Source organism: Pseudenhygromyxa sp. WMMC2535, assembly GCF_011083025.2.
This window is the reverse complement of the sequence record NZ_JABJWV010000001.1, coordinates 4,006,399-4,019,123: the sequence shown is the minus strand read 5'-3', so window position 1 is coordinate 4,019,123 and position 12,725 is coordinate 4,006,399. Positions and strand designations below refer to the sequence as shown.

The window sequence follows — 12,725 nt, the reverse complement described above, 5'->3', positions numbered from 1 at the left end:
TCTGCGTCGAGATGGGCTGACTTGAAGCTTGGGTGTTCCATGGCTTGCATTTCAGTGGTGACGCTAGGCGGTGGAAGGATCGCTCTCACCCCGAAATAGTTCTGAAAAGCCGAGGAAGCTAGCACCGGGACTCTGTTCATGGACGAGGTCGGCGAGCTGACCCTCGACCTTCAACGGAAGCTCGTGTGTAGGAACTCCAACCGCATGAAACATACCAGCGCCCTTCGCGCATATCAGGCGTGTCCCATCACGGCACCGGGAACGCTTCCGGGCGCCTCGGCCGCCTCGGCCGCCTCGGCGGGAACGAGAGCTCGCTCGCTGTGTGAGGCCCCAACAACCCCTCCTCGAGACGACGAACAACTCCAGCGCTTATCTCACGATCAGCAACCCGACCCCTGGCCGTGCCTCCCTCGCCGCGGCCAGATCAGGTCGCGTGCTTCACGCAGCGAAGCTCCGCGTGGGGCATCGCGGACGAGGTCATCGCCGGGTCGCGGGAGCTTCCGATCGCTTTGGTCGCGCAGCTTCAGGCCATTGGCTTCGAGCTCAGCGAGCGACGCGTCCACGCCAGAACGAGCGATCCTCGAGCCCCAGCGCCTCGGCGAACACCTGCAGCTCGTGGCCGCGCAGGCGCCGGGCGAGGTCCAGGCGCTGACGGCCGAAGTGACGGCCGAAGCACAGCTTGACGTGGTCGCCACCCCCCGTCGAGTAGACATAGTCCACCGCGACGGCTGCTTCGGCGAAGGTCCGCGCGACGGCCTCGCGCACGTGGGCTTCGTAGGTCTCGTCGTGTGGCAGTCGCAGGAGCCGCCCCTCCCCGAAGCAGCTGTCGGCGACGAGCTCCTCGGCCGCGAAGCTCACGCGATCGATCGCGTGGCGGAGCTCGCCGTCCTCGACCCGAATCACGGTCCCGCTCGCGGCCCTCGCGGCGTCAGCCAGGGCCTCGATCACCCTCACGTGAGCCCCGATCTCGTCGTGCTCGAGCTCGACCTCGAACCCGGCGAACACCGGCCCGAGGAACGGCGCCTCGGGGACCGCCACGGCGCTCGTCCAGCGGGCGAGCTCGGCGTCGCTCAGCCGCCGGTGCGTGATGGTTGCGCTCGGGTCCTCATCCGGAAAGCGCTCGGCGACGTCGATCAGGCTCTCGGCCTCGACCCGGTCGACGACGTCGTCGGTCAGCCAGCCCGTGAGTCGGAGGAGGAACACGAAGCGCCCGCGAAGCTCGGTCATGGCGCCAAGCTCTAGCATGAACACACGAACCGAGTCACCGTCATGGCTCGTCCTCCTTGGGCTCGTTGGTCGTCAACGGCGGCATCATCTGCTTTTGCACGTCCGGAGGCAGGTTGTCCCAGAACTCCATGACCACGGCGCGGAGCGTGCCTGCGTCGTAGGGGAGGTTGTCGATCTCCGCGATGACACGCCAAACCTTGCCATCGCCCTCGCGCATGGTGAAGCGATCGGGCTCGGGCTGGCCTGCGGCGACTTCGTCGGCGATGAATTGATCGATGTTGGTATAGCCGGGGACCTCCTTGACCACGAGCGTGGCGCTCTCCGTCACCGATTGATCCGGGCCCAGGTCCGCCCGCAGCTGCTCGCGCGCGATCATCTCGGCGATCTCACCCGGCAGCTGCGGCTTGCCCTTGTCGTTCGCCCAGTCGATGAGTCGCCGGAGTCGGGTGCTGTGCTTGGCGACGCGGTCCAGGATCGGCTTGAGCCGATAGTACGCCGACTTGAAGCGAATCCCGGCCTGAACGTCGGGGTCGACGGCGTAGCCGTCGGCGATCATCTCGGCCCGGGCCAGCTGCTGCTTGGCCTTGCTGAGGAAGGCCTGGGCGAAGCCGACGATGTCGTGCCAGGCAAACATCGTCAGCAGGTAGGCGGTCAGGACCGCGGCGATGCCCTTGGTCACGCCGGAGGGATCGGGGGCGACCCACAGATACACGTGAAAGGTCGTCAGCGCCGCGAGCTGAGCCAGGAACATGCCATCGGTAAACGCGACATAGGCCGCTTCTTGGAGCTCTTCGGGCCAGTAGCGCCAGCTGAGCTTCAGCGCCATGCGTAGCTTCATCCCCGTGGTCACGGCGGTGAAGTCGACATCGCCCGGCTCTTCTCCGGGGTTGGCCTCGAGCCACTCGATCAGCAAGCGCTTGTCGGCCTCGGACAGCTTGTCCCACTCGGGATCCTTCTCGAGCTGCTTGTCGTACTGCTCGAGCTTGGGCGCGCTGACACCATCGCTCACGTCGGGCAGCTCGGTCGGCTCGGACGCCTGAGCGGGCTTGGCTTCGACGACGCCGGTGTCAGCGTCGCCGTCCCGCGGGTGAGCTGCCCCGAGCACGGCGTCAAGCAAGTCCAGGCACATTCGAGAAGCGAGCCTGTGGCTACCGCAACCGCGCTCGCTTTTGCAACACCATCCTGTTCCACTGCGGCGGCCTCGACCTCTATCCCAGCTCTCTTGCGACCAACCCGAATTCCTGCAGCCCCGCGCCGGGATTTGGTCCCGGCTTCGGGAACAAGATCGGGTGAGAGCCGATCATGCGCAGGTGAGCCGCTTGAACGCCTGGATCGTCACGCCCGCGGCGGAGACTGTGTCGTGGACGAGCTCGAGCAGTTGCGTGGCGTGTGGGGTCGTATCACTCCTTCAATGGGTTGATGACCATGCAGCGAGCCCTCGCACGAATGCGAGAGCTCGCTGCATGGTGGGGACTCGGGCTGGCCGAGTGCGGCTCAGTAGAGGTAGACGGCTCCGCTCGCGGAGGCGGAGTCGGCCGCCTGGTTGCCACCGATGCCCGTCGCGTTGCTATCCTCCCGATGGGCGCCGACCGCCAGCGTGTTGCCGTCGCCCGACAGCGTCATCCTCTCGCCAAAATGGTCGCTGGCGCCGGTGTTGGACGCCTTGACGTAGGCTTCCTGCGACCACGCGCTGCCGTTGCGCACGAACACGTAGACCGCTCCACTGCGGGTGGCGGAGTTGTTGGCCTGGTTGCCACCGATGCCCGTCGCGTTGCTGTCCTCCCCATAGGCGCCGACCGCCAGCGTGTTGCCGTCGCCCGACAGCGCCACGCTATCACCGAAATAGTCGTCGTCGCCGGTGTTGGAGGCCTTGACGTAGGCTTCCTGCGACCACGCGCCGCCGTTGCGCACGAACACGTAGACCGCTCCACTCCCGGAGTTGGAGTTGTTGGCCTGGTTGCCACCGATGCCCGTCGCGTTGCTGTTCTCCCAATGGGCGCCGACCGCCAGCGTGTTGCCGTCGCCCGACAGCGCCACGCTATCACCGAACTGGTCGCCGGCGCCGGTGTTGGAGGCCTTGACGTAGGCTTCCTGCGACCACGCGCCGCCGTTGCGCACGAACACGTAGACCGCTCCACTCCCGGAGCGGGAGTTGTTGGCCTGGTTGCCACCGATGCCCGTCGCGTTGCTGTCCTCCCCAGAGGCGCCGACCGCCAGCGTGTTGCCGTCGCCCGACAGCGCCACGCGGACGCCGAACCAGTCCTCGGCGCTGGTGTTGGAGGCCTTGACGTAGGCTTCCTGCGACCACGCGCCGCCGTTGCGCACGAACACGTAGACCGCTCCGCTATCGGAGGCGGAGTTGTCGGCCTGGTTGCCACCGATGCCCGTCGCGTTGCTGTCCTCATCGGCGCCGACCGCCAGCGTGTTGCCGTCGCCCGACAGCGCCAAGCTATCACCGAACTGGTCCTGGGCGCCGGTGTTGGAGGCCTTGACGTAGGCTTCCTGCGACCACGCGCCGCCGTTGCGCACGAACACGTAGACCGCTCCACTGCCGGAGGCGGAGTTGTCGGCCTGGTTGCCACCGATGCCCGTCGCGTTGCTGTCCTCCCAGGCGCCGACCGCCAGCGTGTTGCCGTCGCCCGACAGCGCCAAGCTCCAGCCGAACCGGTCGTAGGCGCCGGTGTTGGAGGCCTTGACGTAGGCTTCCTGCGACCACGCGCCGCCGTTGCGCACGAACACGTAGACCGCTCCGCTATAGGAGGCGTAGTCGTTGGCCTGATTGCCACCGATGCCCGTCGCGTAGCTGCTCTCCTGATTGGCGCCGACCGCCAGCGTGTTGCCGTCGTCCGACAGCGCCACGCTATAACCGAACTCGTCGTAGGCGTCGGTGTTGGAGGCCTTGAAGTACCCGACCGCCTCGGCGAGCGAACCGACCACGTCGACCACCGCCGACTCGGAGCAACCATCCATGTTGCACGCCAGCAGCTTGTAGCTCGCGTCGAGCCGGAAGTGCAGCGGCATCGTGACCGACACCGACTCGCCCTGGATGTCGCCGCCGACCTGCACGAAGGGCGCCACGCCATCGACGCTCTCGTACAGCTGGTAGTACTCCGCACCCAGCACCGCCGCCCAGCTGAAGTTGAACTGCTTGACCTGCGAGAAGCCGAGCTGCAGCGTCGGGGTCTCCGGCGAATCCGTGCACACGCTCGTGCAGGTGTCGAAGTCGTCCATGTTGCCGTCGTCGCACTCCTCGTTGTTCCCCCACACGAACCCGTCGCCGCAGCTCGCCGCCGCGCAGGTGTCGAGGCAATCGTCGGTGTTGTCGGCGTTGCCGTCGTCGCACTCCTCGTTGTTCCCCCACACGAACCCGTCGCCGCAGCTCGCCGCCGCGCAGGTGTCGAGGCAATCGTCGGTGTTGTCGGCGTTGCCGTCGTCGCACTCCTCGTTGTTCCCCCACACGAACCCGTCGCCGCAGCTCGCCGCCGCGCAGGTGTCGAGGCAATCGTCGGTGTTGTCGGCGTTGCCGTCGTCACACAGCTCGCCCGGCTGCATCACCCCATCGCCGCAACTCGCCGGGACACAAGCGTTACTGCACTCGTCGTCGTCGTCGACGTTCGCGTCGTCGCAACCCTCACCCGGACCGACGAAACCGTCGCCACAGGTGGCCTCGACGCAGCCCGTGAGGCAGATGTCGGTGTCGTCGTCGTTGCCGTCGTCGCACTCCTCCACGCCCGCGGCCAGATCAGGTCGCGCACTTCACGCAGCGAAGCTCAGCTCGAGTTGCCCGGGCATCACCCGCCGCCGACGCGGAGGCGGCCCCGGCCCCAGCCCCGCCTCCGCCAGCGCTCCCGCGATCTCCTCCGGCTTGACTGCGCGCGGCCTTCGGCCGTGCTCGTCTACCTACGCGTACTCCGGCCAGCAAGCTGGCCTCCCTCCGCTCCGGTTGGTGGCGATCTTCAGCAGCCGCATCGGCCCCTGACAGCGTGGGCAGGTCATGATGTCCACCGCGAACACCCCCTGGAGAAGCCACGGCCACGGGTGCCGGGAGGACGAGCGCGGCCTCGAGATCGCTCGCCTCGCCCTCGAACAACAACCTCAGCTGCCTCGGCTCCGCCGGCTCGACAGAGGCCAAAGTCGATGCTTGCGTCGGCGGCGAGCTGGAGGCGGGGAGCGGGCTCCTGCCTTGCGTGCGGCTGCGCGTTCGAGGGCCCGGTGAATATCAGGCGAAATGTGGGCCCTGAAGCTGCCGGGCTCGCGCTCGCCGAGACCAGCGCGCGCGACCGGACGCGACAGCGAGTCGGCGACGCCGCGCGAGCGCATCCACTCGTAGAGCATGTGCGCGTGGAGGTCTTCGTAGACAAAGGGCTCGCCCTCCGCGACCAGGCCAAAGCGAGCCAGCTGACAGGCTTCGAACAGAACCCCAGGATCGGGACTGACGAGCGCCTCGCGCCAGGCGGCTTCCGAGCAGGGACAGGTCGCTCTACGCAGCGCGAGGTAGGCCGGGTCGTCGAAGCTTGCTTCGAGCGAGTCGATCGAATGGGGCTCGGGGTCGCGGGCGAACGCGAGATCGAGGCTGCGAGTCAGCCCCGGGGGAAGCTCGGGGCAGGCGCGGGAGTTGGTCGAGGGCGGCGTCGGGTCCCGTCGGGCTGCGAAGCGATACCCGTGATCTGGCGCTTTTTCGCGTCGATCTGGTCGCCGAAGGCCTCGCTGTCGGGACCTGCGGGGATGGAAAATCGGCCATCTCGACTATCCGAGTGCTATCCGAGCACTACCAGAGTGTGGACATCCAATTTTCAGTGTGATGATATCACGCACATTCGAACAGATCGCGACAATCGTGCGCACGATCGGGTATGTTGGACTCATGAGCAACGATCCCGAGAACGCCGACGAGCGAACCACCACGAACAATGACGGCGTCATCGGTTGGCACGACCTCACCGTGCCCGACGCGGACGGCCTGCGCAGCTTTTACGCCGAGGTCGCGGGCTGGTCCGCGACGCCCGTGTCCATGGGCGACTACGACGACTACGTGATGAAGACCGCGGACGGGACCGTGGTCGCGGGGCTGTGCCACGCGCGAGGCTCCAACGCTGGCCTGCCCGCGCAGTGGATGCTCTACATCGTCGTCGACGACCTCGACGCGCGCCTCGCCAAGGTCTCGGCTGGCGGCGGCGAGATCATCGACGGCCCGCGCTCCGCCGGTGACGGCCGCATGGCGGTGGTCCGCGATCCCGCAGGAGCGACCTTTGCGCTCCATCAGGCCGGCTGAGGCCTGCCCGCGCTCCGTGCTGTGCTCCGCGGTGAAGCCCGGCGCGGCCACGCGTGCGTCGCCGAGCGCCCGCAGGCGTGGTCGTGGTGGGTTTCAGCGGGGGCTGCTAGCATCTGCTCGCCCCCATGCGCCGCCTTCGCTCACTCGCCACCGCGCCCTCCCTCGTCCTCGCCCTGGTCGCCGCCTCGACCTTGGTGGCGGGCTGCGCCAAGAAGCCCTCCCAAGACCAGTGCGAGGCCTTCGCCGAGCACTTCATCGAGCTGCTCCAAGAGTCCCGCGAGAAGCCCAACTCGCGGATCCGCAAGCTCGCCGAGGACAAGCACGACGAGATCGTCACCGCCTGCGTCAGCGAGGGCTCGGTCGAGGAGGTCGAGTGCGTCCTCGCCCAGTCGTCCATCGGCGAGGTCGAGGCCAACTGCAAGTGAAGTCCGGCCCGCGGCCGCGCTCGCTGCCATGACCCCGGCCAGCCTCAGCGAGCTGCCACGCTTTCCCGCCGTCGGTGGGACCTGCCTGCTCGCGATTGGCCTCTACGCCCTCGCCCCGCCCGAGGCCGTCGAGCTCCTCGGCCTCGACCTGCGCGCCTTTGGCCGCGAGCCGTGGCGGCTGCTGACCTCGACGCTGCTCCACGCCAGCCAGCTGCGCAGCGACGACCCCTTCCCTGGCCTCTTTCACGTCGGCTTCAACGTCTACTGGCTGTGGACCTTGGGCGCGCCGATCGAGGCCCGGCTCGGGCACCTGCGCACCCTCGGCCTGCTGGTGCTCTTCGCCCTCGCCGGCTCGCTGCTCGAGTACGCCATGAGCGGCTCGGCCGTGGGCCTGTCCGGGGTCGTCTATGGCCTTGTCGCGATGCTCGCCGTGCTCGGCCGCCGCAGCCCGCGGTGGTCGGGGCTGCTCGATCGCCGCGCGCTCAACTTCTTTGGGTTTTGGTTCGTGCTGTGCGTGGCCATGACCATCACCGACCTCGTCCCCGTGGCGAATTTCGCCCACGCAGGCGGAGCGAGCGCCGGCGCGCTCCTCGGCTGGGCCATGGTCGAGCGAGGGCCGCGTCGAGCCGGGGCGATCTCCACCCTGGTGGCGAGCCTCGCCCTGTTCAGCGCCGGCGCGACGGTCCTGCGCCCCACGGTCAACTTCAGCGCGCGCGCAGGCCTGGACGCCATGGTCCTCGCCGCCGAGGCCGAGCGCGCGGGGGATCTCGCGGCCGCCGTCGCGCTGGCCGAGCGCGGAACCAACTACCACCGTGCGCCAGCAGAGCACTGGGCCTATCTCGCGCGCCTGTACTACCTCTCGGATCGCATCGACGACGCACATCGTGCGCTGCGCGAGGCCGTGCTCCGTGATCCCGAGCACGCCCTGTATCGCAGCGCCCTCGCGGAGATCGAAGAAATGCTCGCCCCCACACCTCACTAGAGTTCCAAACTCAATTCCGATTAGGTGTTTTGTCCGTTCGGTCTGACACGAAAGGATCAGCGGCGAGTGACACAAAGCACGATATTCATTGCTCGGCTGGGGACTTCTTCCCCACCTCGTGCTGCCGCTTGCAAAAAAAAGTCGGGTTTATAGGCCAACATAGGCCGTTTAAGGTGGCATTTCTCCCGACGGTCTCGCTTGTGAGCGTCATCCATCCCCCCAAACAAAACGCCCGGCCCGGGGGTTGGCGATTCACGCTCTTTCGCATAGTAGCCTCCGCATCATGCGTACCCCCACTTTGCGCTTCATTGTCCCTTCCATGCTCCTCATCCTCGGCGCTTGCTCCGACGACGGCAGCAGCGACGACACCACCACTGACAGCACCACTGACAGCACCACCGACGCCGGCACCGACGAGACCGCCGGCACCTCCGAGACCACTGGCGAGACCACGGCCGAGGACGACGTCGGCACCACCACCGAGGGCGGCGGCGAGAACTACTGCGCGCACCAGTGCACCAGCGACGCCGACTGCACCATCGGCGGCGTCGACTCTGGCCTGACCTGCGTCGACAGCTTCTGCACCGGCGAGTCCAGCGGCTGCAGCACCGACGACGAGTGCATCGCGACGCTCAGCGGCTGGAGCTTCGGCACCGCTTGCACCGCGGGCGGCGGCGAGTGTGACGCGCTCGGCCAGATCTGCATCGAGGTCGAGGGCGAGGGCCACTGCGTCACCGGTCCGACCGACGTGATCAGCTGCGAGACGCTGACCATGGACGAGATCCCCACCACCGACATCGATGGTGAGGACGTCATCGTCTGCGGCCAGGCCGACGCGGCTTGCCACGAGGACGGCTACTGCTTCCTCCCCTGCTCGAGCGACACCGACTGCCTGAGCACCGCCTACCCCAGCTGCAACGTCGACACCGGCACCTGCGAGTGCGCCAGCGACAACGACTGCGCCACCCTCGGCGAGCCCGAGTTCGGCACCTGCAACGCCGGCGTCTGCGGCTGCTCGGCCGACGACCAGTGCGTCGAGGGCGACGCTGGCGACGTCTGCAACAGCAACGGCGCCTGCGGCTGCTCCGACGACGCGGCCTGCGCGAACGTCGAGTCCTCCTTCGACGGCGGCGAGATCAGCTGCGTCTCGATCTGAGCCTCCGCTCGGATTCTTCACAGGGGACGCCCGGGTGGAAGTCGCAGCAGCGGCGACCGCCCGGGCGTCGCCCTTTTCGAATACTCGGGGTTCGGCCAGTCGAGCTCGGCCAGTCGAGCTCCGGCGGTCAGGGTCGGGCCGCGTCGCGCTCGGCTCGATCGAGCACCGCGGGCGCGACGAGCGACTCGCCCCGCGCGTCGTAGACCGGCGAGGGCTGGTGGCGACCGCCGAAGTAGCCGCGAGCCAGCTGTCCGGCGACGCGGACGAGCAGCCCAAAGGGCGCGCGCTCGTAGCTGCCCGGGGGCAGCGGTCGCTGGCCGAAGCGGCCCATCACCCGGGCGCGGATCGGGCCCAGCGCGTCCTCGCGCGCGTCACCCTCGAGGGCGATGAAGGCTCCGTGCACGCCGAGGAAGGGCACCCGCGGCTTGTCGAGACCGTTGACCACCGGGGTCTTGCAGCAGCCCGCGTACCAGCGCATCAGCCCCTTGGGCGAGAGCCTCGCGCAGCGCAGGTGCTCGCGCCCTTCGTCGAGGGTGACCTGGTCGGGGTAGAGCTGGACGACCTCCGTGCCGCCGCTGGCATCGAGGAACGCTTGGCGATCGAGCCAGCGCATGTAGGTCTGACAGTCGTCGCACATGCATACCAGGTGGTTGGCCCGCCTGGGCTCGACGCGATGCATTCGACCACGCAGCGCGCCGCAGCGGCACGCGAGAGGGACATCCTGAGCCACGCCGCAGTCTATCAAGGTAGGGGGTGCCCAGGGCATGCTTCACGCGCGTCCCGCTCACACCGCTCGCGCTACCTCGATTGTGGTACTCATCGCCGACGATGCGCTTGGCCCTCGAGACGCTGTTTTGGCTGTCAGTGCTCGGTTCGCCCGCTCCAGGCGAGCAAGAGGGTGCCACGCTCCCAGACGTCGACACGCCGCCGGCCGAGAGCCTGAGCCCGGCCGAGGCCGACGCCGCAGGTCAGGCCGACGCCGCAGGTCAGACCGACGCCGCGGGTCAGGCCGACGCCTCAGGTCAGGCCGACGCTGCGGGTCAGGCCGACGCCGCGCCAGCGAGCGAGCTCCCGGCGCCCGAGCCCGCCTCCGCTTCGGACCAGGTCCAGACGCCTCCCGCTCCCCAGCTCGCGGATCCCAGCGAGCCCGCCGCGGGCGAGCCCGCGCCGCTGCCCAACATCGAGGCTCTCCCGCCGCCTCGCCACGTCCGCCGGGTCCACCGCTGCCTCCCCGAGGTCGACCCCTGCGTGCGCCCGACCAGCACCCGGCTGATCCTCGGCGCTGGCGGCCTGCTCGGCACGGTCATCCCCGTGGCCTTGATCTTCACCTACGGCGACCGCAACCGCATCGGCGACCCGGCCATGCCGATCGCTGGCTCCGGCGTCATTGCGATGAGCGCCGCGGCGATCGGCGGCATCGCGGCCCTGCTCGGCGGCGACGGCCCGACGATCCCCGATCGCATCTCGCCCTCGACCTTCGCCATCGGCCTGGGCCTGGGCGGGACCGGGACCACCGACGAGAGCGCCCCCTACTCGCTCAGCGGCTCGATCGCCCCGACCATGTCCTTCCCCCACGACCTCGGCCGCCTGCGGCTGATCGGCTCCTTTGGCGGGGACCTGGGCGCGAGCCTCGACCGCGACCCGCGGACCTCGACTGCCCTCGAAGACAACGGCGCCGGCGGGACCTTCGACCAGGCGCTCACGCGCTCGGGCTGGCGCAGCTCGATCGGCCTCGACCTCGCCTTGCGCCTGCCCTACCCGCTGATCCCCAAGGCGCCGGGTCACCTCGGCCAGCTCGAGCTGCGCTACAAGCCGCAGTTCTTCGTGGCCCGCGACAACCTCGGCCTGGGCAGCGACGCCGACCCGCGCATCAACGAGCGCGTGATCCTGACCCCGCTGACCTTTGGCTTCCGCTGGCACGTCTCGCCGCGTCAGCGCTTCACCTTTTACATGGGCCCGCGCTGGGATCGCGTCGCCCACGGGGCCCCCGACGATCTCGTCGCCGGCAGCTTCGAAGCCGGGCCGATCTACAGCGAGGCGTGGTTCGACCTCGACATCCCGATCTCCTTGCTGCCCAAGGCCCGCCGGGCCACGGTCGTCGGCCAGCTGACCTTGGGCTACGTGCACTCGCGCTTCTCGGCCCTGGGCATGAACTTCGGCTCGATCGTCGGCTTCCTCGGCCACATGGTCGCGCAGTTCTCGATCCGCGTGCGCCCCCGCGACGCGGCCGTGGCCTACCAGATCGACCTCGGGGCCCGGGTCGGCGACGGCCTCTCGCCCTTCTTGCGCTTCGGCGTCGTGCTCCCCAACCTGACAATCCCGAGCAAGCCATGACCACCGCCCGCGTCCACACCACGCTCCTGGCCTGCGCCAGCTTGACGCTGATCAACTGCACCGAGGCCGAGTGCGCCACGCCCGACTACACCCGGGCCGAGTGCCGCGTGCTCGCCGAGGACGGCTTCGCCCGGGCGCTGACAAACTCCGGCGTCGAGGTCCGCATGCAGGCCGCGGACGCCACCGACGCCGAGGCCGGCTGGCTCGCCCACGGCCTGGTCCGCGAGCGCGAGGGTCGGGTCAACGTCCGCGTGGCGCACATGGGGGACTTCGCCCTCTCGCTGCGCGCCTCGGACGAGCGCGACGCCAGCGTGGCCCTGACCCTGACGAACCTCCACCCCCGCGCCGAGCTCCGCGTCGGCCCGCTCGGCGAGGAAGCCCTGAGCTCCGCCGCCGGCGAGGGCCCGCGCCGCGAGCTCGAGATCGAGGTCCCCGCCGGCGAGGTCGTGTGGATCCGCGGCAACCTGGCCTGCACCGAGCGCTACCGGCTGATCGCCCTCGCCGACATCCAGACAAACCCCACGCACTTCTCGCGGATCATCGATCGCATCCAGACCGAGGCCCAGGACGCCGCCGCCGCCGGCGAGCTGCTGACCGGGGTGCTCGTCGCCGGTGACCTGACCGAGAGCTCCGTCGAGGACGAGTTTCGGATCTTCGCCGACCTGCTCGAGCCGGTGCCCGTGCCCTTCGCCCTGACCCCGGGCAACCACGACGTCTACGAGTCGCACCTGCCCTACTTCAACCAAAACTTCGGCCCGGGGAACTACGGCTTCGACATCTGCACCACCCACGTGGCGATGCTCGACTCGGGCTCCGGGGCCGTGGCGACCTCGGTGATCGGCCGGCTGCCCGAGCTCTTCGACCCCGGCGACACGCAGCTACAGATCGCCGCCATGCACCACGCGCCCTACCCCGGCCTGACCTCGGCCGGATGGAGCGACGAGGACCTCGCCGCGATCACCCTCGGCGAATTCGCCTACCAGGGCGGCGACCTGGTCCTCGCCGGCCACGCGCACATGCTCCGCGACTTCCCCGACCTCGAGATCGCCGGCGCCACGATGCGCGAGATCATCGCCGGGACCGCCGGGGCCTGGCAGGGCGCGGGGCCGCCGATCTACGGCTACATCCGCCTGACCATCGAGGGCGGCGACTACGAGACCTGCTTCGTCGAGGTCCCGCCCCCGGGCGCGCTGCCCCAGACGGTGACCCCGACCACGATCCCGCTGTGCACGGATCCCTGAGTCGGGATCCCCGAGCCCGGGTCTCCCCAGCTGCCCCCGGGCCCTTCATCCCGGTCTCCGGCCGAGTCCGAGCGTCTGCAGGACCCGG

11 protein-coding genes are annotated in these 12,725 nt (G+C 69.0%); 6 read left to right on the top strand and 5 right to left on the bottom strand.

Features of this window, described 5'->3' with window-relative positions; all coding sequences use genetic code 11:
• Positions 1-543 precede the first annotated feature (543 nt).
• The 4 genes from G6O69_RS15800 to G6O69_RS15785 all read right to left on the bottom strand — a co-directional run bounded on the left by G6O69_RS15800 (position 544) and on the right by G6O69_RS15785 (position 5,359).
• The gene (locus G6O69_RS15800; RefSeq protein ID WP_172304328.1) at positions 544-1,227 is read right to left on the bottom strand and encodes a hypothetical protein; all 684 of its coding nucleotides are present in this window, start codon (positions 1,225-1,227) and stop codon (positions 544-546) included.
• Between the two features lie 40 nt (positions 1,228-1,267).
• Entirely contained in the window at positions 1,268-2,332 is a 1,065-nt protein-coding gene (locus G6O69_RS15795) for a hypothetical protein (RefSeq protein WP_172304327.1), read from the bottom strand.
• A 389-nt stretch (positions 2,333-2,721) separates the two neighbouring features.
• Positions 2,722-4,956 carry a DUF4215 domain-containing protein gene (locus G6O69_RS15790; RefSeq protein WP_172304326.1) on the bottom strand — a complete coding sequence of 745 codons (2,235 nt, stop codon included), beginning with the start codon at positions 4,954-4,956 and terminating at the stop codon, positions 2,722-2,724.
• A gap of 13 nt (positions 4,957-4,969) precedes the next feature.
• On the bottom strand, positions 4,970-5,359 hold the full coding sequence (locus G6O69_RS15785; protein ID WP_176396865.1) for a hypothetical protein: 390 nt from the start codon (positions 5,357-5,359) through the stop codon (positions 4,970-4,972).
• 732 nt (positions 5,360-6,091) lie between these two features.
• Between G6O69_RS15785 and G6O69_RS15780 the strand changes: the two genes are divergently transcribed.
• From G6O69_RS15780 to G6O69_RS15765, 4 genes are all read left to right on the top strand, one after another.
• Positions 6,092-6,499: a VOC family protein gene (locus tag G6O69_RS15780; protein WP_172304325.1), complete on the top strand. Its 408-nt coding sequence runs from the start codon at positions 6,092-6,094 to the stop codon at positions 6,497-6,499.
• A gap of 125 nt (positions 6,500-6,624) precedes the next feature.
• Positions 6,625-6,924: a hypothetical protein gene (locus G6O69_RS15775; protein ID WP_172304324.1), complete on the top strand. Its 300-nt coding sequence runs from the start codon at positions 6,625-6,627 to the stop codon at positions 6,922-6,924.
• Between the two features lie 28 nt (positions 6,925-6,952).
• Positions 6,953-7,906: a rhomboid family intramembrane serine protease gene (locus tag G6O69_RS15770; RefSeq protein ID WP_172304323.1), complete on the top strand. Its 954-nt coding sequence runs from the start codon at positions 6,953-6,955 to the stop codon at positions 7,904-7,906.
• A 283-nt stretch (positions 7,907-8,189) separates the two neighbouring features.
• Positions 8,190-9,062: a hypothetical protein gene (locus G6O69_RS15765; protein WP_172304322.1), complete on the top strand. Its 873-nt coding sequence runs from the start codon at positions 8,190-8,192 to the stop codon at positions 9,060-9,062.
• A 127-nt stretch (positions 9,063-9,189) separates the two neighbouring features.
• On the opposite strand, the gene G6O69_RS15760 is transcribed toward G6O69_RS15765, so the two are convergent.
• Positions 9,190-9,828 carry a DUF6151 family protein gene (locus G6O69_RS15760; RefSeq protein WP_255215791.1) on the bottom strand — a complete coding sequence of 213 codons (639 nt, stop codon included), beginning with the start codon at positions 9,826-9,828 and terminating at the stop codon, positions 9,190-9,192.
• 62 nt (positions 9,829-9,890) lie between these two features.
• On the opposite strand from G6O69_RS15760, the gene G6O69_RS15755 reads away from it, so the two are divergent.
• Together G6O69_RS15755 and G6O69_RS15750 are read left to right on the top strand one after the other, a co-directional pair.
• A complete protein-coding gene (locus G6O69_RS15755; protein ID WP_172304320.1) occupies positions 9,891-11,396 on the top strand; it encodes a hypothetical protein in 1,506 nt (501 codons plus the stop codon).
• A complete protein-coding gene (locus G6O69_RS15750; protein WP_172304319.1) occupies positions 11,393-12,637 on the top strand; it encodes a metallophosphoesterase in 1,245 nt (414 codons plus the stop codon). Before G6O69_RS15755 ends, G6O69_RS15750 begins: the two co-directional genes overlap by 4 nt.
• Positions 12,638-12,725 lie beyond the last annotated feature (88 nt).